The organism is Candidatus Avelusimicrobium caledoniensis (assembly GCF_902756455.1).
Classification (GTDB): domain Bacteria; phylum Elusimicrobiota; class Elusimicrobia; order Elusimicrobiales; family Elusimicrobiaceae; genus Avelusimicrobium; species Avelusimicrobium caledoniense.
Genome location: NZ_CACVRB010000016.1, coordinates 1 through 26,232 on the forward strand (window position 1 = coordinate 1; position 26,232 = coordinate 26,232).

The window sequence follows — 26,232 nt, forward strand, 5'->3', positions numbered from 1 at the left end:
TTTATGTTGGGTTAACACCCAACCTATAAGAGCTGCAACGAAAGAGAATTATAGGTCAGGTGTAAGCCTGACAACAAAATCGTCAAACCCCGTCAGGCAGAGCCTGACCTACATTTTCACAGCACCGTCTATGAAATTCCATATTCAAAAACATCCACACAAATTCATACAGAGGTTTTAGGCCTCGCGCCTGCCCCCGGCAAGGGGGGCTGTCTTGTGTTACTATTCCTTTCTTTTATAAAATAGGTTTTAAGGAGCAATTTTTATGGAAATTACCAAAAAAGACGTAGAACTAGCCAGCAAACTGGCCAATATGCAAATCAATCCCGAAGAAACCGCTTTATACGAAGCGCAACTAAAAGCATTATTTAACTGGGTGCAAGAATTATCCGCCGTTAATACAGACGGTGTCAAATTGGCGGAGGCCGACTTGGCGGCTTTTGTCCGCCCGGACGTACCCGCGCAAAACGACGCGCTCGCGCAAGAACTGCGCAATGATTTTGCCGCCCAAGAAAACGATTGTGCCAAAGTAAAAAAGGTGCTTTAATATGATGACGATTTCGCAAATTATTCAAGCTATTTCTTCCGGCCAAAAAACGGCCGAACAAATCACCCGCGAAGCACTTGCCGTTATCGCCGAGAAAAACCCGACTTTAAATGCGTTTTTGGAAGTGTTTGAACAAGAAGCAATTTCCCAAGCCAAAGCCGTTGATGCTAAAAAAGCGCGCGGCGAAAAATTAGGCAAATTAGCCGGCGTGCCGGTGGCAATTAAAGATAACATTTTATATCGCGGTCATAAAGCCACGTGTGCTTCTAAAATGCTCGCAAACTACGTGGCTCCCTATACTTCTACCGTCGTAGAAAAGTTGATTGCCGCAGACGCCGTGATTATCGGGCGCACGAACATGGACGAATTTGCCATGGGCAGTACCAACCAAACATCTGCTTGGGGGCTTGTGAAAAACCCGGTAGATATTGAGCGTGTACCCGGCGGCAGTTCCGGCGGAAGTGCGGCCGCGGTGGCGGCGGGCATGGTGCCTTTGGCACTCGGTACAGATACGGGCGGCTCGGTACGCCAACCGGCGAGTTTTTGCGGAATTGTCGGTGTGAAACCGGGGTACGGGCGCATTTCGCGCTACGGCGTAATTGCGTTTGCCTCTAGCGCAGACCAAGTGGGTGTGTTGGCCGCTAACGTAGAAGATGCGGCAATTGGCTTAGAGGTGTTATCGGGCCAAGACGAACACGATTCCACGTCGCTAGATGCACCCGTTCCGGCGTACACGCAACAATTTACGAAAGATTTAACAGGCGTAAAAATCGGTCTGCCCAAAGGATTTTTAGACGGTTTGTACGAAGACATCAAAGCGCGCATTGTACTAGCGGCCGAACACGTCAAAAAACTGGGCGCAGAAGTAATTGAGGTGGACGTACCGTACGCCAAATATTCCGCGGCGTGCTACTACATTATTACCAGCGCAGAAGCGAGCTCCAACTTGGGCCGCTTTGACGGAATCCGCTACGGATATTCGGCCCAAAACGCGCCGGACTTAAAATCGTATTACGAAGAATCGCGCGCACAGTTTGGTATAGAAGTCAAAAAACGCTTAATGATCGGCACGTACGCACTTACTTCCGAGCGTTACGAACAATGCTTTTTAAAAGCGATGAAAGTGCGTGAGCTCATCCGCCAAGATTTCAAAAAAGTATTTGAAAAAGTGGACGTTTTATTAACGCCCACCTCGCCCAAAACGGCTTTCCGTATCGGCCAACATAGCGACAATCCGCTCGCGTTATACTTAGCTGACCTGTACACCTGCCCCGGCAATATCGGCGGGTTAGCCGGTATCAGCGTGCCGTTTGGGCTAGACAAAAAAGGGTTGCCCGTAGGCGTGCAATTTTACGGCCCGATTTTGCAGGAAGAAAAAATCTTAAATGCGGCTCACGCGTTGGAGCAAAGTTTATGATCGTTTCCGAATTTTCGTGCGGCGGCGTGGTCTTAGACGGGAAAAAAGTGCTCATCATCCAAGTCAAAAATATGAAGGGCAAAAAAATTTGGACGTTCCCCAAAGGCCACATTGAAGCGGGTGAAACGCCCCGCCAAGCCGCCTTGCGCGAAGTATTGGAAGAAACCGGTTATAAAGCCGCGATCATTTATCCGATGATCCGCGTGAAATACGCGTTTACGTTTCAAGGCAACTACATCAAAAAAATGGTCCAATGGTATTTGATGAAAAAATTGGGCCGTATCGGCAAGCACGATGCGTCGGAAATTATCGGCATACGTTGGGTGTCGCTCCTCAAAGCGCACGAGCTTGTGCAATACCCCAGCGATATCCGCTTATTAGATATGCTCATGGAATCTATGCATATTACTCCCCGTCCCGCGCAAGCGCCGGAAACGGATAGTGCGGCGGAAGAATAAAAGTCATATTATTTGCTTAAAGTTAATCAGATAGTTTGTAAACGGAGCAGTCTCCAATACTGCACTCTGTTGCATTTAAGAGCCAAATTCCTCCTAAACTTTTACATACCTGGTTGGCCACACTGTTTCCTTGTTTGGCAGAACAACGTCGTTGCCCGTGGTTAGGCGAATAGGTATAGTACATGATGAGCGCGTTAGTACGTTTTTTGTTTTCTATATAAGCATAGTTATCTGTATGGGATAATTTTAATACTAATCCGTTTGGTAAAGATATATTGTTGGGACTTAGGATGCCTGGCATAGTAATATCCAGTTCTTCCAAATCCGTGGCGTATTTGTTATTTGCCAAATAATATCGTTCTTGAGCATCTTTGAGTTTTTGTAATAAAACAAGAGAATCGGTCATTCGGGCTTTTTCTACCGTTACTTGATATTGCGGCACGGCTACCGCCGCCAATATGCCGATGATAAGAACGACGATTAAAAGTTCTATGAGTGTGAATGCGCTCCGCCGCGCCCATATTCTGGACAGCAACCTTCCAGAATGACGGGGCGCGGGGACGCCGCCTTCCGCCCCGTTCGTCATTCCGCAATGTTTCTGTGCGGAATATAACGGGGCGGCGTTATTCCCTTTTAAACTACTTTTTAAACATCTTTCCTTTTCCATAAAAAACTCCTCCTTTTTATCATTAAATAAAATGTAAAAAAAAAAAAAACGATGTCAAGCTTTTTTCGCTTTTCTGACATCAGAAAAGCTCGCAAAAGAATGCCGCCCCTGGGCACCACAAAAAGCAGACAAATCGGGAAAATTTACAAACTCGCTACGCTCAAACATGTAAATTTTCTTTTCCGATTTGGCGCTTTTTGTAAACGGTGCTAAAGGGGCGGATAAACAACAAAAAATCTTATTTATATTCGGTAAGAAACTTTTGATATTCTTTTATGTAACAGGAAAAAAGATGACGTAGACGAGCTACCGGCTTGTGCATAGACTGCGAAAAATGAGCACACGCGTCCTCATTTAAAAACTTAATAAGCGAGTTTTCCAACAAGTCGGCTTGTTTGTCCAGTTCTTGTAAATCAGCGATGGCTTTTCTGATTTTCCGGCGGGCTTCTTGCGGGTCGCGGCCTACGGCCAAATAAGAAATAACGGGGTCGTCAATAAACTCCATAGACATCTCCTTGGCCGCCATAAAAAACGGCCGTTAAGTCGGATCTCCCCAACGAAACCCAAAAAATAACGACCGTGGTCTATTACAAAAGCAACAGACGCTGGGTATAAGTAAAAACGGGAGCGACCCATTTTATACTTATACCTCACGCGTTATTTTGAGATTGGGGAAATCGTTTTTAATTTAGATCCTTTCGGTAATTTACACCGAAACTCAAAATTTGCAAATTGTTCCACCGAACAAACATATACGTCCGATGTTACGGGTATTATACCAAAAACACTGCACGCTGTGCTGTACGCGCGCGCGGGCGAAAAATACTATAATAATAGTATGACTATTTCCGAATTCAAAACCGCTTGCGAAAATATCGCACAAGAATATAAAACCAAAATTTCCGCCGCCGCCGATTTATCCGCGGTGGAAGAACTGCGCGTAGCCGCGTTGGGGCGCAAAGGCGCGCTGACCGAACTACTTAAAAATCTGAAAGATTTTTCTATTGAAGACAAAAAAACAGCCGGGCCGCTCGGCAACGCTTTAAAAGCCGAACTGACCGCCGCGTTGGACGAGAAAACAGACACCCTCGCCGCCAAAGAAATCAACGAAGAACTCAACAAAGTAGACCTTGATTTAACACTCCCCGGTTATCCCGTCGCGCAAGGACACCGCCACCCGTTGTCCGTCGCGCAAGACCGCATGACGAGTATTTTGGCACAACTTGGTTTTGAATGGGCCGAAGGTCCGTGGGTGGAAGACGAAAAACACAATTTTGATTTGTTAAATATCCCCCTGCACCACCCGGCACGCGACGCGCAAGATACGTTTTTTGTAGATAGCAAAATGCCGCTTGTACTACGCACGCATACCTCTAACGTGCAAAGCCGGTATATGGAAAAACATAAACCGCCGCTTCGCATTATGGCCCCGGGCCGCGTGTTCAGAAACGACAGTTTGGACGCTACTCACAGCCCCGTGTTCCACCAAATTGAGGGGTTGTATGTAGATAAAAACGTCAGCATGGCCGACTTAAAAAGCGACCTCACCGCGTTTATGAAAGGGCTTTTTGGCAACAAGGCCGAAATCCGTTTCCGTCCGTCGTTCTTCCCGTTTACGGAGCCGAGTGTGGAAGTGGACGTCAAATGTGTGTTCTGCCAAGGCAAGGGTTGCAACGTATGCAAAGGCAGCGGCTGGATAGAAATGTTGGGCGCGGGCGTAGTGCACCCCAACGTCTTAAAAAACTGCGGCATTGACCCGGAAGAATTTAGCGGTTACGCCTTTGGTATGGGCGTAGAAAGATTAGCGATGATGATGCTTAACATCAAAGATATCCGCACGTTTTACGAGAACGACTTGCGCGTACTCAAACAATTTTAAGGAGAGTTCAAATGAAAATTTTATACTCTTGGCTAAAAGATTTTATTGACTTAGATTTGACGCCTGCCGAATTGGCGCAAAAATTAACCGACCTGGGCATTGAAGTAGCATCTATGGAAACGACGGGAGCCGATTTTGAAGGCGTAAACGTCGCGCAAATTACGCAAATTGAAAATCACCCGGACTCCGACCATTTGCACTTAGTCACCTTGGACCTCGGCAGCGGAAAAACGCAACGCGTCGTGTGCGGTGCACCCAACGTAGCCGTCGGGCAGAAAGTGCCGCTCGCGCGCGTCGGTGCGCGGCTTGGTAAAAACGTATTAAAGCCGGCCGTGATCCGCGGCGTAGCGTCCGAAGGGATGATTTGCTCGTCGGATGAACTGGGCTTAACCAACACCCGCGCCCGCGGCATTATGGTGTTAGATGAAAACTTGCCGCTCGGCACGGACGTTTCTTCTTTGTACGGCAAAGCCGATACGCTTTTTGAGTTGGAAATTACCTCTAACCGCCCCGATTTGCTCTCGCACTTGGGTGTAGCGCGCGAGTTGGGGGCTTTGTTAAATAAACCCGTCAAACTGCCGGAAATTAACGATATCGCCGGGCAAGGCAAAGCGTTAGACATTGAAATTCAAAACCCGCAAGCGTGCACGCGCTATATCGGGCGCGTGATCCGCGGAGTAAAAAACGTAGAATCGCCCGAGTGGCTTAAAATGCGTTTGTCCGCCATGGGCTTAAACCCGAAAAACGCGCTTGTTGATATTACCAACTACGTAATGTTTGAACTCGGCCACCCCATGCACGCGTTTGATTTGCGCTTGGTGGAAGGCGGCAAAGTGATTGTGCGCAACGCGCAAGAGGGCGAAAAATTTACGATTTTAGACGGACGCGAACTGACCTTAAATGAAAATTGTTTGTTAATTGCAGATGCCAAAAAGGCCACCGCGCTGGCCGGCATTATGGGCGGGCTAAACAGCGGTATCCAAGACGATACGACGGATATCTTTGTGGAAGCCGCGCACTTTGACGCGCCCACCATTAACAAAACAGTTAAAAAATTTGGCGTGTCGTCCGATTCGTCCCAACGCTTTGAACGCGGCACGGACGTCAACGGAGCACTGCTTGCTATGCGCCGCGCCAGCGAACTGTTTGTGCAAATTTGCGGCGGAACGGCGAGCGAAATTAACGACGTTTACCCCACGCCGTATAAAAACCCGGCGGTAGAATTTACCCCCGCGGAAATTAACCGCATTTTAGGCACGCAAATTTCCGAAGAAAGATTAAAAGAAATTTTTTCGCGCCTTGCTTTGGAATTTCACACAGACGGCGACAAATGGACTTTTACCGCCCCCACCCACCGGCGTGATTTAAACCACAAGTGGGACTTGGCCGAAGAGGCCGCCCGCTTTGCAGGATACGACCAAATTCCGGTGTCTGCTTCGCGCGCGTTCGTGTCGTTTGTGGATGCGCCCAAAGGCATTGAACTGGGCCGCCGATTTGCGCAAAAACTAATCGGGCTGGGTTTTTGCGAGTGCAAAAACATTGATTTCGTGGGCGAGAAAGAATTAAAAGCGTTTGACCAAAACCCGCAATTTTGCATTAAAATCAAAAATGCTTTGGCACAAGGGTGGGACTATTTACGCCCCGTGCTACTCCCCGCGCTACTCAAAAACGTAGAGAGCAATTTGCGCTTTGGCAACCGCAATTTGGCGTTATTTGAAACGACAAAAACTTTTCAAAATATCAAAGGTTTCCCGGTGGAAAATTACGGCGTAGCCGGTGTGCTGTGCGGCTCGTTAGAGCAAGAAAAATTTTTCGCCGCGCCGGAAAAACCGGTTGACTTTTACCTCTTAAAAGGCATTATGCAAGCCGTGTTTTCACACGTAGACGGCGTGAGTTTTGTGCCGTCTAAAAACGTGCCTTGTTATATGCATCCCAAAATTTGTATGGATATTATTTTGGGCGGCAAAACAATCGGGCAATTTGGCAAACTCCATCCGCTTACGTTAAAAGCGTTCGGTATAAAAACAGCCGACGTGTGGGCGTTTGAATTTGCCACCAAACAAATTGAAAAAGGGTTTTCGGCACAAGATTTTAAACCCGCTAAAGATGTGGCCGTGTTCCCGCCGTCTTTGCGCGATTTGTCCGTGGTGGTGGATAAAGCCGTCACATACGCGCAAATCGTTTCCGCGTTAGACAAAACACCTTTAGACGTTGATTTATCGTATCATCTGATTGATAAGTACGAGGGCGAACACTTGCCCGCCGGTAAAAAGAGTGTGACGTTTTCCTTGGCGTTTTCCAACAAAGAACGCACGCTCAAAGATAAAGAAACCGACGACGCCTTTAACCGCATTGTGGAACAACTAAAGGCGGCGGTCGGTGCGGAACTGCGCTAATTATGCAAGAAAAGTTAAAAGAATTAGAACTGCTTGTTTCCCAACTGCTTGCGCGCCAAAAAGACGCGCAAGCGCAAAATGCCGCCTTAAAACAGCGCGTGCGCACGTTGGAAGAGGGCGTAGAAAAATTAAAAGCGGTGGAAACGGAACTGCGCGCACTTAAAGAGTGGAAAAAGAACGCGCAAACCGTCTTGCGCCGTGTATCTGCCAAACTGGACAAAGAAATTGCCCGCGCCCAAGAAGAAGAAAATAAAATTGTGTAAACGTCCGCCTTTTAATACGTCCAAAAATAAACGCCGTTTCCGCCCGTGTAATAGGTTGTTTTACCCGTTTCACTCTGGCAAACTTTTTGTTCCGTCAAATGATTGGTAGGATACTGCACAACACAACGCCGCACTCCGCTATAATGGCTGTGGTAAGCCAAATCATTTTTGGATAAGTAACACCCCACCAAAGAAGGTTCTATATTACAATATCCCCCGTTAAACCATTGGATAGTGTTATCATTTTCACGCCGCGTTCCCGCCGGAAGGTCTATGTCCAACTCGTCCAAGTCCGCGGCGTATTGACCATTAGCCAAATAATACCGTTCTTGCGCCTGTTTTAAACTTTCGGCAATGATTTTCATTTGTGTAAACCTGCTTTTGGCTACCGCCAACTGATACTGCGGCAACGCCACCGCCGCAAGTATACCGATAATTAACACAACAACTAATAGTTCAATGAGTGTGAAGCCATTGTTATAAAAAAAGACGTCATCCTGAACTTGATTCAGGATCTCACCTTGTTGTCGTTTTAAAAAGCAGTGAGATTCCAAATCAAGTTTGGAATGACATTTATTTTTTATAACGACTCTTTTATTTTCTTTTAAACGATCCGTAAAACAATTTTCTTTTTTCATACAACCTCCTTTTATCATTAAATAAAATGTAGCAAAAAAAAAAAACGATGTCAACCCCCTTGCCGGGGGCAGGCAAATGGGGAGTCATCTTCTACTTAATTGGAGCCACACTCTTTTTGCATTGTCGCTTTGCAATGCAACAACCCCCTTGCCGGGGGCAGGCAGAGCGGCCTAGGACCGCAGTTCGCTTTTTCCGCAAAGTTTCATCGGGTGGGTTGTAGGTTATTCTGTTACGCTCAAGGAACAGACTAACATGGTAGAAGATTATATGATTTTTCAAAATCGCTCCAAGTTGCGCGGGCTAGTTGGGCGTATAGGCGTAGCGATAGCTACGTCAAGTCCAAGGGACGCGCAAATTGGCAGATTTTGGAAAATTGTTTATCCTTCTTAAGACACAAAAGGCAGACTTCTTTTAGTCTGCCTTTTGTGCGTTTGATAGATGTTACGAACAGTTGTTATTTAATTAGTGTACGCCGTGCATCCAGCGCATAATCTTGCGGGTCATCACCCACATAATTACGCCAAACGCCATGGACCCAATCGCAGGCACGGAGAACAGCGTAGTCAAGCTCCACGATTCATATTGGCTCGCCAGCATACCGGCCAAAATGTTACCGAAGAACGAACCCATTAACCATATACCCATAAATAAGGACATAAATTTAACAGGCGCGAGTTTGGTAACCATGGAAAGTCCCACCGGGGAGAGGCACAGCTCGCCCATCGTGCAGAACATATACATGAAGATCAGCCACAACGCGCTGACGGGGCCGCTGGCTTGATACAAGGACGCGGCTACCGCGATAATCGCAAACGCGATACCTTGCAAGAACAAACCCCAGCCAAATTTCGTGGGGATAGACGGGTCTTTACTGCCCAATTTGATCCACAACTTAGCAAACACCGGAGCTAACAAGACCACGAAAATCGGGTTGATCGCTTGGAAATAAGACGCTTTAAGCGTAATTTGCCCGATCAGCGGCAACGTCGGCGTTAAGTTGGTAGCTTCGGCGGCAAAGAAGTTAAGCGAAGTACCGGCTTGTTCAAAGAACGTAAAGAAGAACACCGCAAAGAACGTGAAGGTAAAAATCGCTTTGATTTTATCCCAATCTTCTTGCGTAAGCGGTTGTTCGGCGGCTTTGGCTTTAGCCACTTCGGCCGGATCTTGGATCTTATCCGCCTTGGTAGCGGGCAACAAACCGATATGGCCCAAATATTTATTTTGGGAAACTAAATACCACACTAACCCAATGAGCATCCCGAATCCGGCTGCCATAAAGCCGTATTTCCATTTATAAGCTTCTAAGACGTTATTTAAGTCGGTCGGTTCGCCAAAGAAACCGCAGATAAACGGCGCAAAGAACGCACCGATGTTAATACCCATGTAGAAAATGGTAAAACCGCCGTCGCGGCGGACATCGTTGGGCTCATAGAGTTCGCCCACAATCGTAGAAATGTTCGGTTTGAAGAATCCGTTTCCGATAATGATTAACGTGAGCCCGGTAGCAAGCGCCACAATCGGGTTGATAATTTCGTACGAAGCTAAGGTAAATTGCCCTGCCGCCATCAAAATAGCCCCAATCGTAATGGAGTGGCGTTTGCCGATATAACGATCCGCCAGGTATCCGCCCAACACAGGCGTCAAATACACTAGGGCCGTAAATATCCCATATACTCTGCTGGATGTAGCTTTGCTAAACCCAATTACGGTACTAATCATGAAGAGCGACAGAAGAGCCCGCATGCCGTAGTAGTTGAAACGTTCCCACATTTCCACCGCAAAAAGCATATATAAGCCCTTGGGGTGTCCTGCTTTGGTAACGTTGTGTTTTACTTCATTGTCTGTCATTTTTACTTTTCTTCTCCTTACTTGTTTCAAAAGTGCATAAAAACAACTATCTTCTATTTTACTAAATATACGAGGAGGTCGTGGGAAAAATTTTACAGGCCGCCACCCAACAGCAGTTGGGTAGTTTCTTGCATGAGTTGAAAAATGCGGTAACAAACAAGTACAAAATAGTATCCGATAATACCCAGTATCGCCGAGTAAATCACTTTGGCTGTCGTGCCTATGCGCTTAGACATCCACACACACGGCAACGCAAACGGCCCGAGCACCAGCGCCAGCAAAATAATACCCGTATGGGAATATAAAAACCCGTGGCCCGGCTTTAAACTGCGTCCGCAACTGCGGCAATAGTTATCTTCCGGCGATACGGACACGTAACAATGTTTGCACGTAAAAGGTTTTAGATCCGTCATAACTGTATTCCTTTACTACGTAAAAACCGTTTGATGTGGCTGCGCGCGGCGGCTGTTTTGGCAAACGTCAGCCAATCTTGTTTGGGTTCACCGTTTTTGCGGGTGATAATTTCGCACACGTCGCCGGTTTTAAATTCGTAGTCCATGCGTACCATGCGGTTATTGACCTTGGCCCCCACGTAACGGTTGCCGATATCGGTATGAATCGCATACGCAAAATCAATAGGCGTTGAACCGACCGGGAGCGATTTAACGTCGGCACGCGGTGTAAACACAAACACCTGTTGCAAGTTGACGTCGGTTTTAAATCCTTCCAAAAATTCGCGCGGGGCGGTTAAATCTTGTTGCCACTCTATCCAACGGCGGATCCAGTTAATTTTTTCGTCAAAGTTTTTGTCTTGTTTGGTGTTCCCCGTTTTATACCGCCAATGCGCGGCGATACCGTACTCGCACGTGCGGTGCATTTCTTCGGTACGGATTTGTAATTCAATAATATCTCCGTCCGGCGAAACGACCGTGGTGTGGATGCTTTGGTACATATTGGCTTTGGGCGTGGCGATATAATCGGTAAACGTGCCGGCAATCGGTTTAAATACGCTGTGCACCACGCCTAAGGCGCGGTAACAATCTTGCACCGTTTTGGTAATGATACGCACGCCGAGCGAATCTTGAATTTCCGCAAACGATAAATGTTGGCTTTGCATTTTGCGGTAAATGGAATAATAATTTTTGGCACGTGCCAAAATGCGCGAATCTAACTGCGCGTTTTTGAGGGCCGGCTCCAAGTGTGCTTTAAAATGCTCTAGCGCGGCCTGACGGTCTGCCGTGCGGGCTTCTACCTCTTTTTTCAACTGTGTATATTCGGCCGGATGCAAGTATTTAAACGATAAATCTTCCAAATCGGTTTTGATGGTAAACATTCCCAGCCGCTGTGCAAGCGGCGCGTATAAAGAAATCGTTTCGTACGCTTTTAATTTCTGGCGTTCGGGCGGCAAGGCATCTAACGTACGCATATTGTGGGTACGGTCGGCCAGTTTAATTAAAATAACGCGCACATCTTCGGCCACCGCCACCAACATTTTACGCCAGTTTTCCACGGTTTCTTCATCGGTAGAAGAAAATTGCAAATCGCTGATTTTGGTAACCCCTTGCACCATGTGGGCAATTTGCGGATTAAATTCTTTACGCAAATCTTCCAAGGTAATAGATGTATCTTCTACCGTATCGTGCAAGAGCCCGGCGCAGATGGTATCGGCGTCTAAGTTAAAGTCCATTAAGATACTGGCCACAAATTGACAATGGATAAAATACGGCTCGCCCGTTTCGCGCTTTTGGCTGGCGTGGGCTTTTTCGGCAAAGTGATACGCCTTTTCAATCAAAGACGTATCTTGATTGGGGTTATACTCCTTGAATTTGTGCAGCAAGGTCTGCAAGTCAGGTGCTTGGTCCATAGTTATTTTTTCAAATCGTCCAAAATTTCTTTAGCGGCCCTATCAGCCACTCCCGGCTGACCTAACTGCGCGCGCAATTCCAACAGTTGCGCGTGCATTTGGGCTAAGCGTTGGGGCTCTTTGAACATCGCTATTGTTTCGTCCGCTAATGTTTGCGGGGTAGCGTGGTGTTGCAACAACTCTTTTACAATTTCCTTGCCGGCTAAAATATTGACAAGTGAAATAAACCGCACTTTAATAACTAAACGGGCAATAAGGGCCGTCGGCCAAAACAGTTTATACGCCACCACCATCGGCACGCCTAAAAGCGCATTTTCAAGCGTGGCTGTGCCGGAGCAGGCAAGCAAAAAGTCCATTTCTTTTCGCTTTTCAAAGTGTACATCTTTGACGAAATGAAATTGCGGGTGTAACGGCTCGCCAATGATTCCCGCCACGGCTTTTTCGTCGCCGTCCGGCAATAAAAACAGATACGCGTGCGTATGCGGGAACTCAGCCACCACCTGTTTAAAGGCCTGATAAAAAACGGGAGCCAAGCGTTTGATTTCACTAGGACGGCTGCCGGGCAAAATGCCCAGTTTCCACGGGTAAGAGGCCGGATCAGCTATATCGTATTTTTTTTGTGCGGGAGCAGGCATAAAATCTAAAAGCGGGTTACCCAAAAACACCGCGTTACCGCCAAATTTTTGGTGGAACGTGGGCTCAAACGGATAAATTACAAACATCTTGCGCGTGAGGTTGGCTAATTTTTTTGCGCGGTATTGGCGGCTAGCCCACACTTGCGGTGTTACATAATAGTAGGCCGGGATATGACGTTTAGCCGCCGCTTTAAGCACGTGATGATTAAACCCGTAAAAATCTACTACAATTACCGCCGCCGGGTGTGCGGTGTCCATATAATTTTCTAATTGGTGCAGTAAACTAAACCACAGCGGCAATTTTTTAAGCGGCTCTACAAACCCGGTAGCGCCTTGGCTGGCCAAATCAAGCAAAAAGCGGTCGCACAGCGGTTGCATGTTTTTGCCGCCCACAGCTGTAATACATACCTCGGGATCTTGTGCTTTGAGCGCGCGGATCAGCCCGGCGGCGTGAATATCGCCCGATACATCCCCCGCTACAATAAGTATATTTTTAGCCATACGGTTTCCCTTTTTTTTATTATACTTAATTCTGCCGGGAAGAACGTAAAAAATTCTTCGCGTACGTAAAAAATTGGACAAACCGGTTTTTATTAGTATAATGTTTACATAGATTAACCCAAGGACTGAACGCATGAAACGGATCTCTGTTTTATCTTTTTTTTATTTTTTGCTCGCCTTGCCCATATGGGCCGATGAAACCAAAGGCACCCCGGTAACGCTTTCCACCAAAGACGGGTGGGCCCTTTCAGCCACGTATTTGCCCGCGCAAGAGAGCAAACGCACGGTCATTTTGCTACACGATTTAAACAAAAGCAAAAAAAATTTTGCCGCATTGGAAAATGCGCTAGCGCAAAACGGTATTGGTTATTTAGCCGTAGATTTACGCGGACACGGGGCCAGTATCGGCGGTGGCAAAGCGTCCACGTTTGCGCGCGAAGGCGTAGACAACCCCTTTAACAAAATGACGCGCGATGTTGACAGCGCCATTGATTTTCTGCATAAAAAAGGCGTTAAAGATGCCAACCTGGCCGTATTGGGAGCGGGACTCGGAGCCAGCGTAGCCGCCAAGAGCATGACGTTCTGGCCGGACACGGCTTTACTCGCTTTGATCAGCCCCACGTCCAACGTGCGCGACGTGCTGACGATTCCCGCTATGCGGCTGTATAAAGGAAATGTGCTGATTGCGGCCGGTGCGGCCGATAAAAAAATGTTTTTGGAAGCGAGTGTGATTCGCAATGTAGCGTATTTAACTACGGGTACGGAAAACGGAAAAGTTACCTTTTTGACCGCGTACGATAAAACCTCGCATGAAATGTTGGACCAGTATTTAATTCCCGCTGTGATTCAATGGCTCCAAACGCCTAAGCGCCCCGACGTAATGCCCGATGCCGATACCACCGTCCAAGCAGACACGCACGAGCAAACCGAAGGGCTTGCGGTAGAGCCATCCGGTACAGAGGAGTCATTAGTACCTTCTGTGCTTTAGTAACAAGCAAGGAGAGCGACCATGAAACCGTCGCGCATCGTATTTCCGGCCTTTTGGTTCGGAAAGAGTGATATCCAACAAGCCCAAGAGCTCGCCCGTCAAGGCGTGGGTGGGTTTTGCGTGTACGGCGGCACCGCTAAGCAAACCACAGAACTGATCCGCCGCCTAAACGATGTTTCCCCTTACGGCCGTTTACTTTTTTGCGCCGATATCAAAGAGGATTTATCCGAAATTATTACGGACGCACCCGCGTTACCGCCCAATCATAAATTAGCCCAATTAGACGTTAACGACGCCCCCTACCGCAAGGGCAATTTGTTGGGGCAACTGGCCCGCGCGGTGGGGATAGATTGGGTACTGGCTCCGTCGGTAGATTTGGGGTACACGTCGCCCTCTTTGGCCGACGACCCGATGAGCGTTACCCGTTTGGCAGGCGACATGATTGCGGGAATTTCCAACGCCGGGGTACTGAGTTGTATTAAATATTTCCCCGGTATCAGCGGGGCACTTAAAACACTCTCGCAACTGGAAGATGCGGAATTTGTACCGTATAAAAATCTATTCAGGCGCGCCGATGCCGTAATGCCTTCCGACATGTTATTTCCGAATTTGGACGACAACACACAAGCGATGTTATCCGACAAAGTGATTAAAGGACTTTTGCGAAAACGGCTTAATTATAAAGGGTGTATTGTCAGTTTTCCGTTAAGCCGCACCAAACTGCGCTACGAAGAAGCAAGCGCGGTTAAAATGTTGCATGCGGGTGTGGAAATTATCTTAGCGCCAAGTAACGCGCGCGGCGTGATTGACGCGATCACGCGCGAAGTCAACCGCGGTTTACTGACCGATCATATTTCGCAAGCCGTGTCTAATTTAGAGATGTTTATCAGCAAAGTTTCTTCCGGCCCGGAGCCGGGCGACATTAAAACGGTTTTTGCGCAAGCCAAAAAAGCGTTTTAGAAATTATTGCATAAACGTGTAAACGCGGCCGCCGCTACCATCCGCTAATTTAGTAGTACCTTGAAAAAGTTTCGTGCAGTAAGAAACATTATCTGCCATAGCGTATGTACCCGATTTATTTTCTCCGCACAAAAGCGTATCTCGCGAAATAGTAGTAGACTCATGTTTCTTCCAAATTTGAAATTGCCCACCGGTATATTTACCGGACAACCGGGTAATAACTAAACCGATATACGTTTCGTTATTGGTACGATAAAGCTGCAAAGACCATTCCTCGTTAGACAAGGCAGGATACCCATTAATAGCCGCTACCGTTCCCGTCCACGGGATATCTACACTCAGTTCATCAAAACTGTCCGGCCAATTTCCGTTGGCGAGCTGGTAGGCCTCGGCCGCTTGATACACGCTTTTTAATAAGGTAATTGCTTGCGTGGCTTTAGATTTTTCCACCGCTTTTTGATATTGCGGCAGAGCCACCGCCGCCAAAATACCGATAATGAGAACAACGACAAGTAATTCAATGAGCGTAAAGCCCATTAAACTAGGTGTCATCCCCGAGTGTTTCTGTCGGGGATCTTCCACCTTCCCATTAAAAAAGCGTTGTTTTTCCTCTTTCAATAACAACTTAGAAAGAGGAAGATTCCCGACAACAAATTTCGGGAATGACATCTTAATTTGATTTAAACAACCCAACAAACTACTTTTATTTTCCATACATATCCCTCCACATACTTTATGTTTTTCTAAATGGTATCAAAAAAAAAAAACAAAGTCAAGCTTTTTTTCACAACGAAAAACCTCCCCGGACGTTTTGTCCGGGGAGGTAGTGCAACAAAAAGATAAGTTTATTTCACAATCGCTTTATACGAAATATCCTCACGCAAACTGTTGTGTACCGGACAACCTTCCGCCGCTTTGGCATAAAAATCTTTTTGCGCTTGAGTTAAATTTTCCGGAAACATAAACGTCAACGCAAACGACGTAATGCGTGTATGTTTTTCATCAAACCCGGGCACAACGGTCAGTTCCGTGCCTTCCACCCGTTCGCCGCGGCGCACCGCCAAAAACCCAATCATCGTCAGCATACAAGCACCCAGCGCGTTGGCTAACAATTCGCCCGGGTTCATATCGTGGCGAGGATCGTTAAACGCCGTTTTGACAACAGCTTGCTTACTCTCCAACGTGCCCACGGTGTTTAAATCAGCTTCTAGTTTTAGTTTAATTTCGCTCATAAAATTCCTCCTGTGTTTTATCTTACCAACTTGACGGCCAACAAGCCGCCCGTTTTTTTAGTTAGATGAGTCCGTTTGGGCCAGGCGGGTAAAAAGATCTTTTTGCTCGCGCGTGAGCGTGCGCGGCACGTCAATCGTCAGCGTGACATACAAGCTACCTTTACTGCTAAGTCCTTTGCCGCTTAATTTTAATTTTTTACCGCTGTGCGTGCCGGCGGGTACTTTTACTTTGATAGGGCCGTCTAACGTAGGCACAAAAATCGTACCGCCCAGTGCCGCCGTCCACGGCATGACGGTTACCGGGATATATAAATCTTCGCCTTCCAAGCGGTACATCGCGTGCGGACGAATTTTAACAATTAAATATAAATCACCTGTACCGTTGCGGGTTGGGTTACCCATGCCTTTGAGTTTAATTTTTTTACCTTCACTAACGCCCGCGGGAAGTTTTACCGTTACCGTACGTCCGTTAGGCAATGTCAGTTGCATATTACCGCCGCGGTGGGCGTCTTCCAAATTTAGCGCAAGTTCGGCTTCTACGTCACCCGCCGCTTGACCGGACGCCGCCGAGCGGCCAAAGTTTTGTCCAAAACCGCCGCCGGAAAAGCCACCCATGCCGCCAAAAATACTTTGGAAAAAATCACTAAAATCGCCGCCGTCAAATCCGCCGGAAAATTGCGCGCCGCCGTTTTGAAAGCCGCCGAAACCTTGCCCGCCGTTATATGTATATTGTTGGTAATTTTGATACGGGTTACCGCCGTAAGAATTGCCGCCGCGCGCACGCGCACTACCGCCGCCGCGGGAATAATTTTGGTAACCCTCTTGCCCTACTTGATCGTAAATTGTCCGTTTTTGTTTGTCGGATAAAACGGTGTATGCCTCGTTTAAATCTTTAAATTTTTCCGTCCACGTTGCCTTTTCGCTCTCCGGGTGCATATCCGGGTGACATTTGCGCGCTTGTGTTTTAAACGCTTTTTTAATTTCCGCGTCAGACGCGTTTTTGCCCACGCCCAGAATTTTGTAGTAATCTTTATAATCTGCCATAATTCCCCCCTGTTTGATACCATTATATAATTTTAATGCACCAAATTCTTCTTGCAAATTAACACGAAGACCCCTTTGCAAAAGATAACATCAAACGCCCCAAGAGGTCCAAGGCCTCATGCCCGGCCCGGCGAAGGGCTTGTTGCGTTGCAAAGCAACAGTGCAAAAACAGTGTGGCTCCAATTAAGTGAAAGTTAACTCCCAAAATGCCTGCCCCCGGCAAGGGGGTTGACAAATCAAAAAAAAAAACGATAATAAAGGGACGAAAAAAAATTAAATCAAACTAAGACGTCATGCTGAACTTGTTTCAGCATCTCACCTTGTTTCTGATTTAAAAAGCGGTGAGATCCCGGATCAAGTCCGGGATGACAGCATTATTAAGGAGAAAACAACATGAACAAACAAGCATTTACGTTAATAGAATTATTAGTCGTAGTTCTCATCATCGGCATACTCGCCGCGGTGGCCTTGCCGCAATACCAAAAAGCGGTGTGGAAAAGCCGCTACGCCACCATGAAAGCAATGGTTAATGCTTTAGCCGACGCCGAAGAAGCATATTACCTTGCCAACGGGGAATATACAACCGATTTTGACGCCCTTGGCGTGGAACTACCGGGATGTACCAACTCTTCTTGTCAATTCTCGTGGGGGTACTGTCGCAGAAGTCTTTCGGCGACCAGCACCTCCTACGTGGAGTGTTTGTTACTAAAAAACGGCATGTTTATAGGTTATCAACGCAATTTCAATTTTAGCGTCAGAAATCCCGCCAAAGCGTATTGTTATGATTATGTTAAGACGGGATTAGGGTCTAAAATTTGCCAAAGTGAAACGGGACGTAACGCCCCGGATGAACTCGGCTCCACGCACGGTTATTCTTATCCTTAATTTTTCCGCCCCGCGTATGCGGGGCGGTTTTATAGCACCTGTACAAAATGCTATAATAAAATATGGAAAACAAATTTGCCAAAGAAGGTTTGACCTTTGACGACGTACTCTTAGTTCCGCAACACTCCAGCGTGTTGCCCAAAGACGTGGAACTTAACACCCGCCTAACCCAAAAAATCAAACTCAATATCCCGCTAATGAGTGCGGGTATGGATACCGTAACCGAAGCGCGTACCGCTATTGCTATTGCACGCGAGGGCGGCATCGGCATTATCCACAAAAATATGCCTATCGCCGACCAAGCCGCCGAAGTGGACAACGTCAAGCGTAGCGACAACGGCGTAATTGCTAGTCCGTTTTTCTTGCATCCGCAAGATACGCTGCAAAGCGCGTGGGACATTACCGCCAAATACCACATTTCCGGTGTACCGATCGTGGATGAAAACCAAAAGCTCGTCGGCATTATTACCAACCGCGATATGCGCTTTGAAACCGACGGCTCACGCAAAATTAGCGAGTTAATGACCAAAGACAACCTCGTTACCGCACGCAAAGGGACTTCGCTAGATGAGGCCCGGCAAATTTTACAAAAACACCGCATTGAAAAACTTCCGCTTACCGACAAGGACGGCAAACTCTGCGGACTCATTACCATTAAAGACATTGAAAAAGCCATTAAATATCCCAATCGCGCTTGCGACGATAAAGGCCGCCTTTTGGTGGGTGCCGCTATCGGCATTACCAAAGATATGCTCACCCGCGCCGAAGCACTTTTAAACGCGCAAGCGGATATCCTTGTGTTAGACACCGCCCACGGACACAGCCAAGGCGTTATGGAAGCCGTCAAAACACTTAAAAAGACGTTCCCGTCTTGCCAGCTCATCGCCGGCAACGTGGCTACCGCCGAAGCAACCGAAGATTTAATTAAAGCCGGGGCCGATTGTGTAAAAGTCGGCATTGGGCCGGGTGCTATTTGCACAACGCGCATTGTAGCCGGTATCGGCGTGCCGCAACTGACCGCCGTGTACGATTGCGCGCAAGTAGCCGCTAAATACAATGTGCCGATTATTGCCGACGGCGGCATTAAATTCTCCGGCGATATTGCCAAAGCACTCGCCGCCGGAGCCAGCGTGTGTATGCTCGGCTCTTTGTTTGCCGGAACGACCGAAGCACCGGGCGAAGATATCCTTTTTAACGGCCGCAAATTTAAAACGTACCGCGGCATGGGCTCGTCCTCGGCCATGAAAGCCGGCAGTAGCGACCGCTACTTCCAACAAAATTCCAAAAAACTCGTGCCCGAAGGCGTAGAAGGCCGCGTGCCGTATCGCGGCGATCTGGGCGACGTCGTTTATCAGCTTTTGGGCGGACTTCGCGCCGCTATGGGTTATTGCGGCGCACGCACCATAACGGAACTGGCCCAAAAGAGCAAATTTGTACGCATTACAAACGCGGGACTCATTGAAAGCCACCCGCACGACATCACTATTACCAAAGAAGAAAGCAACTATTCAAGCAAAGGACTTTAATATGAATAACGAACTTGTCTTAGTAGCTGACTTCGGCGGACAGTACAACCAACTCATCGCCCGCCGCGTGCGCGACCAACATATCTATTGCGAGGTCGTACCGTTTGGCAAAATTTTAGAAGAAGCCAAAAAACGCAACCCACAAGGCATTATTTTCACAGGCGGACCGGCCAGCGTATATGCAGACGGCGCACCCGGCGTGCAAAAAGAACTTTTTGAACTCAACATCCCCATTTTAGGCATTTGCTACGGCATGCAACTAACCGCACATGTACTGGGCGGCAAAGTAGAAAGCCCGACGCACAAAGAGTACGGAAAGGTAGAAATAACGCTTGATAAAACTAGCGCACTCTTTGAGGGCATTGACGAAAAAAATACGTGTTGGATGAGCCACCGCGATTATGTGGCGCAAGTACCCGCCGGGTTTACCGTTTGCGCGCATACGAAAATGTGCCCCGCGGCGGCTATGGAAAATGCGGCTAAAAAAATCTACGGTGTGCAGTTCCACCCCGAGGTGGTGCACACGCCGTTTGGGCAAAAGTTGTTACACAATTTCCTCTACAATATCTGCGGCTTAACAGGCACGTGGACCATGGGCAATTTTAAAGAAGAAGAAATCGCCCGCATTAAAAAAACCGTCGGAAACGGGCGCGTGTTGTGTGCGCTGTCGGGCGGGGTGGACTCGTCCGTGGCGGCGGTGCTTGTACACAAAGCAATCGCCAATCAACTCACTTGCGTATTTGTGGATCACGGACTACTTCGCAAAGACGAGGGCGACCAAGTAGAAAAATTATTTAAAGACACGTACCAAATGAATTTAATTCGCGTCAACGCGCAAGAGCGGTTTTTAAATAAACTAAAAGGCGTTACCGATCCCGAACAAAAACGCAAAATTATCGGCGCAGAGTTTATTGCCGTGTTTGACGAAGAAGCCAAAAAACTCGGCCACATGGACTATCTGTTGCAAGGTACGATTTACCCCGATGTGATTGAAAGCGGCAGCGGGGCCTCGGCCGTCATTAAAAGCCACCACAACGTAGGCGGGTTACCCAAAGATTTAAAGTTCAAACTCTTAGAGCCCTTGCGCTTACTGTTTAAGGACGAAGTGCGTGCACTCGGAGAGAGTTTAGACATTCCGCACAAACTTGTGTGGCGTCAGCCGTTCCCCGGGCCGGGCTTGGCGGTGCGGTGTTTGGGCGAAATTACCGAAGAAAAACTGCATATCATCCGCGAGTCGGATGCGATTTTGCGCGAAGAAATTGCAAACGCGGGTTTGGACGAAAAAATCTGGCAATACTTTACGTTCTTGCCCAACATCCGCAGTGTGGGCGTCATGGGTGACGAACGGACGTATTTCCACACCGTTGGTATCCGTGCGGTAACCAGTACCGATGCGATGACGTGCGATTGGGCACGCATTCCGTATGAGGTGTTGGAAAAAATTTCTTCCCGCATCACGAACGAGGTGGACGGCGTCAACCGCGTGATTTACGACGTTACCAGTAAACCCCCCGCCACCATTGAATGGGAATAGGTTTGAAAAATCCCCGCGTATGAAACGCGGGGATTTTTTATAAATTCAAAGAGCCGCAAACTTTGTTCCCCAAACTTGTACGTCCCACGCACTCTATTTTATCGGGATACGGGGAATGAGTCAGCCAAACTTTGTACTCAAAATCTCCCTGAGTTTGGCAATTGCCATATATGCCATTTCCTTCCAAATTTGTTCTCAGCAGATCAGGACAATGCGAGACAACCAAATTATACGAATTGGAATCGGTTACCGGCCCGTTTAGAGGATCCATCAAGAAATAATTATCACACTTCCTGACATCGTTCGCGGACCCGTTACTATACGTAACTGTTGTACAGGCAGATAAATCCACATCTAACATTTCCCAGTCATTGGTATATGTTCCGTTCGCCATGTAATGCGCCTCCTCGGCTTGTTTAACTGAAGCCAGTAACGGACGCACCGTAGCCAAACGGCTTTTGACCACAGCTAACTTATATTGCGGCAACGCCACCGCCGCCAAAATACCGATGATAAGAACAACAACCAATAATTCAATAAGCGTAAATGCTTGCTTGTTTTTCATACAACCTCCTTTGTTTCATTAAATAAAATGTAGCAAAAAAAAAAACGATGTCAAGCCCCCTTGTACTTTTTCTGCCAACAGAAAAAGTAACCAAAAAGAATTGGCCTCCAAGTCCCATTACGGGCCATACAAAACGGGACGTTTTTCAAACTCGCTATGCTCAAACATGAAAAACGTCTCTTCCGTTTTGTGCGGCCCTTCATAAGCGGGACAAGTCGGCTTTTAACAACAACAGTGATTATAGGTCAGGGTGCTCGCCGCACGGGCCAATTGCCTGACAAAAGTAAGAAAAACAATCAACAAAAGATTTACAAACTAAAAATGATTTACTATAATAGTTATGTAGTTAAGACGATTTATTCCCCGATAGCTCAATGGTGGAGCGACCGGCTGTTAACCGGTAGGTTGTAGGTTCGAGTCCTACTCGGGGAGCCATTTAAAACCCCCTAGCATTTGCTAGGGGGTTTTAAATTTATCCCGAGAGCGGGCAAACTGCTTTGCCCGCGTTAGGACGAGAAAGGCGCAGCGTTGTACGAGTTTGCGTGCGCGCCCAACGCGCCGCAAGGCGAGTACCGCGAGCCGGGGCCGCGAGCGGCGAGGGTCAACGAGCCGACTTGTGGCCGAGTCCTACTCAGCAAGTGCTGAGGGTTTTTTAATGGCTAGTCCGAGAGCGGGCAAACTGCTTTGCCCGCGTCAGCGTTTTTGTTTAGCCGGAGCCGGACGCGCGGGTCTAGCCGGATCGTGTCTTGCGGGCGCAATAGCCGGACGCGCTGGCTTAGCCGGGCCGTGTCCGGGGTGCCAATTTACCGGGTGATGAACAGCCGGCCCGGGTTTCACATGTACCGGACGAACAGGCGGGCGGGCCAGAGCATAGTGACGAATGATCGGTCTTGGCGGAGCGGGCCGGTACTGATGCATCGGGGGCCGCACCCGGTGAACACGCGGGGAAACATACGCAACGCGCATCGGCTCCGACGCATCTACCGTGGCCATACAACCGCCTAACATCAGGCAAGCCCCTATTATTAAGCTCATCTTGTTCATACAAACACCTCCTTTGTTGCTTGTTACTTCTTTGACTAAAACACCCGGCCAAAAACTTTTATTGCACTTTTTATATAATATAAGTAGTTATGAGATTAGGTGAATTTTCAGAAAAGACGCGTGCCTTTTTTAAATTATCGTTGCATAAATACTCGGTGTTTTTGCTACATTTAACACCGCACCAAAACATCGCGCAAACGGTGCTGACGTATACGTTTATCGGGGCGATCATTTTGTCGTTGCCGTTTATGACCAGCACGCGCGTACCTTTTTTGGATAATTTATTCACAGCCGCGGCGGCAGTATCCACCGCCGGGTTACAAACCGTCAATTTTGCCGATTCTTATTCGTTTTTAGGAAAACTGATGGTGCTGATTTTAATTCAAATCGGCGGACTTGGTTACATGACGTTTTCGTCGTTTGTCTACCTGTCATTTTCGCAACGACACCGCTTGCGCCACCACCAACAAGAATCGCTATCGGCCGAAGTTTCACTTCCCAAAACATTAGATATCACCTCGTTTTTGCGCTCGGCGATTGTATTTACGATTGTGGCCGAAAGTTTGGGCGCGGTATTTTTGTTCAACTATTTCCGCCACCATGATTACACGGTCTTGAATGCGGCGTGGTATAGTATTTTTCACAGCGTGTCGGCTTTCTGTACCGCCGGATATGCGTTGTGGCCCAACGGACTGGAAAATTTTGTGGACAGCAAAACCATTAACATCGTTATCTCGTGTTTGATGTTGTGCGGGTCTATGGGTTTTATCGTCGTAACCGACGTGTTTAATTTTATCCGCCGCAAAACAACGTCTATCTCGCTTACTACCAAAATGATTGTATTGGCTACTTTTCTTATTCTAGCCATTGGCACACTTTTCCTATTTGTTACTTCCCCCGGGCTGACCATTTGGGAAGCGTGTTTCCTGTCCATTTCTACTATGACTACCGCCGGGTATCATACGGTAAACATCGGGCTCTTGTCGTCGTGCTCGCTACTGGTTTTAATTATGCTGATGTGCATCGGCGGGGCCCCTTCCGGCACGGCGGGCGGCATGAAATTAACGTCTTTTTTCAGCGTACTGGCCATTATGTATACACGGCTGCAACTGCGCACCCGCGTGCAAGTGCTGGGGCGACGCATCCCGCTAATGCGTTTATATGCGGCTACCTCTACTTTCCTATTATATACGATGTTTTTACTCACCAGTATTTTCCTACTAACGTGGACGGAAAAACTGCCGTTTTTAAATATCGTATTTGAATCGGCCGCCGCACTAAGCACAAGCGGACTTTCCACCGGGATCACACCTACTCTTTCCGTGCTGGGCAAACTTATTATTATCGGTACGATGATTATTGGGCGTATTGGCGTATTAACTTTTGGCGTTGCGCTGCTCAGCCACGACGATGATGAAGACGAAAACCCCCAAACAAAACCGACGGAAGATTTAGCTATCTAGTATGAAATTTTATTTGATCAGTTTGGGATGTCCTAAAAATTTAACCAACAGCGAAGAATTTTCCGCGCGGCTACTGGCCCGCGGACATAAAATGGTTTTCTCGCCGGACAAAGCTGACGAAATTATTATTAACACGTGCGGATTTATTGCCTCTGCCGTTAAAGAGGCGAAAGATGAAATTCGCCACGCATTGGAACTTAAAAAGCAAGGTATCGTCAAAAAAGTAGCCGTTACCGGGTGTTTGGTGGAGCGGTTTAAAGAACAAGTGGCCAAAGAATTTCCGGGCATTGACACGCTTTTCTCTATCGGCGCGCAAGCGGAAATTGAAAAAACACTTAAAACGCGCGGCACGTTATTAGAGCCGTTACCGTCGTCTTTGTATTTGCCGGAATATAAAATGAGTTTAACCGCCCCGCATACGGCGTATTTGAAAATTGCCGACGGTTGCAACAACCGTTGTGCGTATTGCACCATTCCGTTTATCCGCGGCAATTACCGCTCCAAACCGATGGAAGATATCGTGCGCGAAACGCGGCTGATGACCCAACACGGCGTGAAAGAAATTTCGCTCATTGCACAAGATACCACGTCGTACGGCATAGATTTATACGGCAAAGTGCAATTTTTAGAGCTATTGGAAAAATTACTCAAAATTCGCGGGTTGGGAAGATTACGCATTATGTACGCCTATCCGCACCGCATGACGCGCGACATCGCACGGCTCATGGCAAGCACAGATAAAATTTTCCACTACGTAGATATCCCGTTGCAGCACATTGCCGACCCGGTATTAAAACGCATGAACCGCCATTGTGACGGCGCGCAAATTCGCCATACGTTAGATATGCTTAAAAAAGAAGTGCCGGATATTTCACTACGGACAAACTTTATTGTCGGTTTCCCGCAAGAAACAAAAAAAGATTTTAATGAGCTTAAAAAGTTTGTCAGCGAGTATGAATTTGACAACATGGGCGTGTTTGAATATTTCCGCGAAAAAGGAACTGCGGCGTATGACATGAAACAAATTCCCGCCAAGATAAAGCACGAACGCGCCCGCGAGTTGGAAGAAGTACAAAGCCGCGTGATTGATAAAATCAACAAGCGTTTAATCGGCACCACGCTGGAAGCCATTGCCGACGGGCCGGACTATGGACGCACCTACAAAGACGCCCCGGATATTGACGGCAAAGTAACGTTTACGCGTCCGGTAAAACCCGGTACTATTTTTAAAGCGCGCGTAGTAGCCGCCCAAGGATATGAACGGGAAGTGGAGCCGGTGAAATAATTTTGGGCCTATTGAAATGTATAATATACATACCCTAAGTCCGCAGTATGTGCCGTATCTTTGGTAAGACCGGCACAAACCGATTTGCTTAATTTCTCTTGCGCACCACCGTATACGCGGCACTCGCGGATCCCTTTTACCAACCGGATATAATATCTAAGCGCAAAGTCGGCCAAACTACATTTAATTTCTTCCCCTTCAAGTATGCATTTCCCCCACCTAAATTTATTTTTGTTAGGCCCGCTGCCGGAAAGTTCTATCGCCAACTCATCCAGTTGTGTGGCGTACGACCCGTTTGCTAAATAATATACCGTCTGTGCTTTATATAATGCCTCACCTAGCGTTATCAGTTGAATATACCGCGCTTTAACAACCGCTTTTTGATATTGTGGCACGGCCACCGCCGCCAAAATACCGATGATGAGTACAACGACCAAGAGTTCAATGAGCGTAAATGCTTGCTTGTTTTTCATACAACCTCCTTTGTTTCATTAAATAAAATGTAGCAAAAAAAAAAACGATGTCAAGTTTTTATTTTTCTCTCGCTATATCCCGCATAGAAACCCTGCGGGATGACGAGCGAGAGAAAAAT

26 protein-coding genes and 1 tRNA gene are annotated in these 26,232 nt (G+C 47.5%); 14 read left to right on the forward strand and 13 right to left on the reverse strand.

From position 1 onward, the window contains the following. The first annotated feature begins 265 nt into the window (after positions 1 to 265). Genes ACQY2W_RS04960 through ACQY2W_RS04970 form a run of 3 tightly spaced genes read left to right on the forward strand, consistent with a single transcriptional unit; the run spans position 266 to position 2,422 of the window. Positions 266 to 547, forward strand: a complete 282-nt coding sequence (locus tag ACQY2W_RS04960) for an Asp-tRNA(Asn)/Glu-tRNA(Gln) amidotransferase subunit GatC (RefSeq protein ID WP_428049976.1) — start codon at positions 266 to 268, stop codon at positions 545 to 547. A gap of 1 nt (position 548) precedes the next feature. Continuing rightward, positions 549 to 1,964: an Asp-tRNA(Asn)/Glu-tRNA(Gln) amidotransferase subunit GatA gene (gene gatA, locus ACQY2W_RS04965; RefSeq protein ID WP_428049978.1), complete on the forward strand. Its 1,416-nt coding sequence runs from the start codon at positions 549 to 551 to the stop codon at positions 1,962 to 1,964. After that, complete coding sequence (locus ACQY2W_RS04970) at positions 1,961 to 2,422, forward strand: NUDIX hydrolase (protein ID WP_428049980.1); 462 nt, start codon at positions 1,961 to 1,963, stop codon at positions 2,420 to 2,422. The genes gatA and ACQY2W_RS04970 overlap by 4 nt, the downstream gene beginning before the upstream one ends. A 22-nt stretch (positions 2,423 to 2,444) precedes the next feature. On the opposite strand, the gene ACQY2W_RS04975 is transcribed toward ACQY2W_RS04970, so the two are convergent. Both ACQY2W_RS04975 and ACQY2W_RS04980 read right to left on the reverse strand, forming a co-directional pair. Further along, on the reverse strand, positions 2,445 to 3,089 hold the full coding sequence (locus tag ACQY2W_RS04975) for a type IV pilin protein (protein ID WP_428049982.1): 645 nt from the start codon (positions 3,087 to 3,089) through the stop codon (positions 2,445 to 2,447). Positions 3,090 to 3,327: 238 nt separating this feature from the next. Beyond that, on the reverse strand, positions 3,328 to 3,594 hold the full coding sequence (locus ACQY2W_RS04980) for a hypothetical protein (protein WP_428049984.1): 267 nt from the start codon (positions 3,592 to 3,594) through the stop codon (positions 3,328 to 3,330). A gap of 333 nt (positions 3,595 to 3,927) precedes the next feature. Here ACQY2W_RS04980 and pheS point away from each other — a divergent pair, with 333 nt between their 5' ends. The 3 genes from pheS to ACQY2W_RS04995 are packed head-to-tail and all read left to right on the forward strand — an operon-like array spanning position 3,928 to position 7,627. Further along, a complete protein-coding gene (gene pheS / locus ACQY2W_RS04985; RefSeq protein WP_428049986.1) occupies positions 3,928 to 4,968 on the forward strand; it encodes a phenylalanine--tRNA ligase subunit alpha in 1,041 nt (346 codons plus the stop codon). A gap of 11 nt (positions 4,969 to 4,979) precedes the next feature. Beyond that, positions 4,980 to 7,364: a phenylalanine--tRNA ligase subunit beta gene (gene pheT / locus ACQY2W_RS04990; RefSeq protein WP_428049988.1), complete on the forward strand. Its 2,385-nt coding sequence runs from the start codon at positions 4,980 to 4,982 to the stop codon at positions 7,362 to 7,364. 2 nt (positions 7,365 to 7,366) lie between these two features. Then, positions 7,367 to 7,627 carry a hypothetical protein gene (locus ACQY2W_RS04995; protein ID WP_428049990.1) on the forward strand — a complete coding sequence of 87 codons (261 nt, stop codon included), beginning with the start codon at positions 7,367 to 7,369 and terminating at the stop codon, positions 7,625 to 7,627. Between the two features lie 11 nt (positions 7,628 to 7,638). Here the strand turns inward: ACQY2W_RS04995 and ACQY2W_RS05000 are convergent, their stop codons facing one another. From ACQY2W_RS05000 to lpxB, 5 genes are all read right to left on the reverse strand, one after another. Next, positions 7,639 to 8,265, reverse strand: a complete 627-nt coding sequence (locus ACQY2W_RS05000; RefSeq protein WP_428049992.1) for a type IV pilin protein — start codon at positions 8,263 to 8,265, stop codon at positions 7,639 to 7,641. Between the two features lie 463 nt (positions 8,266 to 8,728). Continuing rightward, positions 8,729 to 10,114 (reverse strand): peptide MFS transporter, encoded by a 1,386-nt coding sequence (locus ACQY2W_RS05005; RefSeq protein ID WP_428049994.1) that lies wholly within the window; start codon positions 10,112 to 10,114, stop codon positions 8,729 to 8,731. Positions 10,115 to 10,206: 92 nt separating this feature from the next. After that, entirely contained in the window at positions 10,207 to 10,527 is a 321-nt protein-coding gene (locus tag ACQY2W_RS05010; protein ID WP_428049996.1) for a hypothetical protein, read from the reverse strand. Next, positions 10,524 to 11,978: a RelA/SpoT family protein gene (locus ACQY2W_RS05015; protein WP_428049998.1), complete on the reverse strand. Its 1,455-nt coding sequence runs from the start codon at positions 11,976 to 11,978 to the stop codon at positions 10,524 to 10,526. Before ACQY2W_RS05015 ends, ACQY2W_RS05010 begins: the two co-directional genes overlap by 4 nt. Positions 11,979 to 11,980: 2 nt before the next feature. Next, the gene (gene lpxB / locus ACQY2W_RS05020; RefSeq protein ID WP_428050000.1) at positions 11,981 to 13,114 is read right to left on the reverse strand and encodes a lipid-A-disaccharide synthase; all 1,134 of its coding nucleotides are present in this window, start codon (positions 13,112 to 13,114) and stop codon (positions 11,981 to 11,983) included. A 133-nt stretch (positions 13,115 to 13,247) separates the two neighbouring features. On the opposite strand from lpxB, the gene ACQY2W_RS05025 reads away from it, so the two are divergent. After that, a complete protein-coding gene (locus tag ACQY2W_RS05025; RefSeq protein ID WP_428050002.1) occupies positions 13,248 to 14,102 on the forward strand; it encodes an alpha/beta hydrolase in 855 nt (284 codons plus the stop codon). A 21-nt stretch (positions 14,103 to 14,123) separates the two neighbouring features. Further along, the gene (locus tag ACQY2W_RS05030; RefSeq protein WP_428050004.1) at positions 14,124 to 15,062 is read left to right on the forward strand and encodes a glycoside hydrolase family 3 N-terminal domain-containing protein; all 939 of its coding nucleotides are present in this window, start codon (positions 14,124 to 14,126) and stop codon (positions 15,060 to 15,062) included. Between the two features lie 3 nt (positions 15,063 to 15,065). Here the strand turns inward: ACQY2W_RS05030 and ACQY2W_RS05035 are convergent, their stop codons facing one another. The 3 genes from ACQY2W_RS05035 to ACQY2W_RS05045 all read right to left on the reverse strand — a co-directional run bounded on the left by ACQY2W_RS05035 (position 15,066) and on the right by ACQY2W_RS05045 (position 17,338). Further along, positions 15,066 to 15,776 carry a type IV pilin protein gene (locus tag ACQY2W_RS05035; protein ID WP_428050006.1) on the reverse strand — a complete coding sequence of 237 codons (711 nt, stop codon included), beginning with the start codon at positions 15,774 to 15,776 and terminating at the stop codon, positions 15,066 to 15,068. A gap of 131 nt (positions 15,777 to 15,907) precedes the next feature. Further along, complete coding sequence (locus ACQY2W_RS05040; protein WP_428050008.1) at positions 15,908 to 16,294, reverse strand: OsmC family protein; 387 nt, start codon at positions 16,292 to 16,294, stop codon at positions 15,908 to 15,910. A gap of 57 nt (positions 16,295 to 16,351) precedes the next feature. Beyond that, positions 16,352 to 17,338, reverse strand: coding sequence for a DnaJ C-terminal domain-containing protein (locus tag ACQY2W_RS05045; RefSeq protein ID WP_428050010.1), 987 nt, complete (start codon positions 17,336 to 17,338; stop codon positions 16,352 to 16,354). A 393-nt stretch (positions 17,339 to 17,731) separates the two neighbouring features. Here ACQY2W_RS05045 and ACQY2W_RS05050 point away from each other — a divergent pair, with 393 nt between their 5' ends. From ACQY2W_RS05050 to guaA, 3 genes are all read left to right on the forward strand, one after another. Next, positions 17,732 to 18,223, forward strand: a complete 492-nt coding sequence (locus tag ACQY2W_RS05050; RefSeq protein ID WP_428050012.1) for a type IV pilin protein — start codon at positions 17,732 to 17,734, stop codon at positions 18,221 to 18,223. A 62-nt stretch (positions 18,224 to 18,285) separates the two neighbouring features. Beyond that, entirely contained in the window at positions 18,286 to 19,749 is a 1,464-nt protein-coding gene (guaB, locus tag ACQY2W_RS05055) for an IMP dehydrogenase (RefSeq protein WP_428050014.1), read from the forward strand. A 1-nt stretch (position 19,750) separates the two neighbouring features. Continuing rightward, complete coding sequence (gene guaA, locus ACQY2W_RS05060) at positions 19,751 to 21,283, forward strand: glutamine-hydrolyzing GMP synthase (RefSeq protein ID WP_428050016.1); 1,533 nt, start codon at positions 19,751 to 19,753, stop codon at positions 21,281 to 21,283. Positions 21,284 to 21,320: 37 nt separating this feature from the next. Here the strand turns inward: guaA and ACQY2W_RS05065 are convergent, their stop codons facing one another. After that, entirely contained in the window at positions 21,321 to 21,848 is a 528-nt protein-coding gene (locus tag ACQY2W_RS05065; protein ID WP_428050018.1) for a type IV pilin protein, read from the reverse strand. 360 nt (positions 21,849 to 22,208) lie between these two features. Here ACQY2W_RS05065 and ACQY2W_RS05070 point away from each other — a divergent pair. Next, positions 22,209 to 22,283 (forward strand) — tRNA-Asn (locus ACQY2W_RS05070). A 258-nt stretch (positions 22,284 to 22,541) separates the two neighbouring features. Here the strand turns inward: ACQY2W_RS05070 and ACQY2W_RS05075 are convergent. Beyond that, on the reverse strand, positions 22,542 to 22,892 hold the full coding sequence (locus ACQY2W_RS05075; RefSeq protein WP_428050020.1) for a hypothetical protein: 351 nt from the start codon (positions 22,890 to 22,892) through the stop codon (positions 22,542 to 22,544). Between the two features lie 89 nt (positions 22,893 to 22,981). On the opposite strand from ACQY2W_RS05075, the gene ACQY2W_RS05080 reads away from it, so the two are divergent. Together ACQY2W_RS05080 and rimO are read left to right on the forward strand one after the other, a co-directional pair. Continuing rightward, complete coding sequence (locus tag ACQY2W_RS05080) at positions 22,982 to 24,355, forward strand: TrkH family potassium uptake protein (protein WP_428050022.1); 1,374 nt, start codon at positions 22,982 to 22,984, stop codon at positions 24,353 to 24,355. A gap of 1 nt (position 24,356) precedes the next feature. Further along, the gene (gene rimO, locus ACQY2W_RS05085) at positions 24,357 to 25,640 is read left to right on the forward strand and encodes a 30S ribosomal protein S12 methylthiotransferase RimO (protein ID WP_428050024.1); all 1,284 of its coding nucleotides are present in this window, start codon (positions 24,357 to 24,359) and stop codon (positions 25,638 to 25,640) included. An 8-nt stretch (positions 25,641 to 25,648) separates the two neighbouring features. Here the strand turns inward: rimO and ACQY2W_RS05090 are convergent, their stop codons facing one another. Further along, on the reverse strand, positions 25,649 to 26,113 hold the full coding sequence (locus ACQY2W_RS05090; protein WP_428050026.1) for a type IV pilin protein: 465 nt from the start codon (positions 26,111 to 26,113) through the stop codon (positions 25,649 to 25,651). Between the last annotated feature and the right edge of the window lie 119 nt (positions 26,114 to 26,232).

Excerpts from the sequence above, each read along its gene's own strand:
- ACQY2W_RS05000 (WP_428049992.1), bottom strand. The coding sequence starts at position 8,265 with ATGAAAAAAGAAAATTGTTTTACGGATCGTTTAAAAGAAAATAAAAGA.
- ACQY2W_RS05045 (WP_428050010.1), bottom strand. The coding sequence starts at position 17,338 with ATGGCAGATTATAAAGATTACTACAAAATTCTGGGCGTGGGCAAAAAC.
- rimO (WP_428050024.1), top strand. The coding sequence starts at position 24,357 with ATGAAATTTTATTTGATCAGTTTGGGATGTCCTAAAAATTTAACCAAC.
- ACQY2W_RS04980 (WP_428049984.1), bottom strand. The coding sequence starts at position 3,594 with ATGGAGTTTATTGACGACCCCGTTATTTCTTATTTGGCCGTAGGCCGC.
- guaB (WP_428050014.1), top strand. The coding sequence starts at position 18,286 with ATGGAAAACAAATTTGCCAAAGAAGGTTTGACCTTTGACGACGTACTC.
- guaA (WP_428050016.1), top strand. The coding sequence starts at position 19,751 with ATGAATAACGAACTTGTCTTAGTAGCTGACTTCGGCGGACAGTACAAC.
- ACQY2W_RS04960 (WP_428049976.1), top strand. The coding sequence starts at position 266 with ATGGAAATTACCAAAAAAGACGTAGAACTAGCCAGCAAACTGGCCAAT.
- ACQY2W_RS04970 (WP_428049980.1), top strand. The coding sequence starts at position 1,961 with ATGATCGTTTCCGAATTTTCGTGCGGCGGCGTGGTCTTAGACGGGAAA.
- ACQY2W_RS05030 (WP_428050004.1), top strand. The coding sequence starts at position 14,124 with ATGAAACCGTCGCGCATCGTATTTCCGGCCTTTTGGTTCGGAAAGAGT.
- ACQY2W_RS05015 (WP_428049998.1), bottom strand. The coding sequence starts at position 11,978 with ATGGACCAAGCACCTGACTTGCAGACCTTGCTGCACAAATTCAAGGAG.
- ACQY2W_RS05025 (WP_428050002.1), top strand. The coding sequence starts at position 13,248 with ATGAAACGGATCTCTGTTTTATCTTTTTTTTATTTTTTGCTCGCCTTG.
- ACQY2W_RS04975 (WP_428049982.1), bottom strand. The coding sequence starts at position 3,089 with ATGGAAAAGGAAAGATGTTTAAAAAGTAGTTTAAAAGGGAATAACGCC.
- gatA (WP_428049978.1), top strand. The coding sequence starts at position 549 with ATGATGACGATTTCGCAAATTATTCAAGCTATTTCTTCCGGCCAAAAA.
- ACQY2W_RS05005 (WP_428049994.1), bottom strand. The coding sequence starts at position 10,114 with ATGACAGACAATGAAGTAAAACACAACGTTACCAAAGCAGGACACCCC.
- lpxB (WP_428050000.1), bottom strand. The coding sequence starts at position 13,114 with ATGGCTAAAAATATACTTATTGTAGCGGGGGATGTATCGGGCGATATT.
- ACQY2W_RS05010 (WP_428049996.1), bottom strand. The coding sequence starts at position 10,527 with ATGACGGATCTAAAACCTTTTACGTGCAAACATTGTTACGTGTCCGTA.
- pheS (WP_428049986.1), top strand. The coding sequence starts at position 3,928 with ATGACTATTTCCGAATTCAAAACCGCTTGCGAAAATATCGCACAAGAA.
- ACQY2W_RS05050 (WP_428050012.1), top strand. The coding sequence starts at position 17,732 with ATGAACAAACAAGCATTTACGTTAATAGAATTATTAGTCGTAGTTCTC.
- ACQY2W_RS05065 (WP_428050018.1), bottom strand. The coding sequence starts at position 21,848 with ATGAAAAACAAGCAAGCATTTACGCTTATTGAATTATTGGTTGTTGTT.
- ACQY2W_RS05075 (WP_428050020.1), bottom strand. The coding sequence starts at position 22,892 with ATGAACAAGATGAGCTTAATAATAGGGGCTTGCCTGATGTTAGGCGGT.
- ACQY2W_RS05040 (WP_428050008.1), bottom strand. The coding sequence starts at position 16,294 with ATGAGCGAAATTAAACTAAAACTAGAAGCTGATTTAAACACCGTGGGC.
- pheT (WP_428049988.1), top strand. The coding sequence starts at position 4,980 with ATGAAAATTTTATACTCTTGGCTAAAAGATTTTATTGACTTAGATTTG.
- ACQY2W_RS05080 (WP_428050022.1), top strand. The coding sequence starts at position 22,982 with ATGAGATTAGGTGAATTTTCAGAAAAGACGCGTGCCTTTTTTAAATTA.
- ACQY2W_RS05035 (WP_428050006.1), bottom strand. The coding sequence starts at position 15,776 with ATGGAAAATAAAAGTAGTTTGTTGGGTTGTTTAAATCAAATTAAGATG.
- ACQY2W_RS05090 (WP_428050026.1), bottom strand. The coding sequence starts at position 26,113 with ATGAAAAACAAGCAAGCATTTACGCTCATTGAACTCTTGGTCGTTGTA.
- ACQY2W_RS04995 (WP_428049990.1), top strand. The coding sequence starts at position 7,367 with ATGCAAGAAAAGTTAAAAGAATTAGAACTGCTTGTTTCCCAACTGCTT.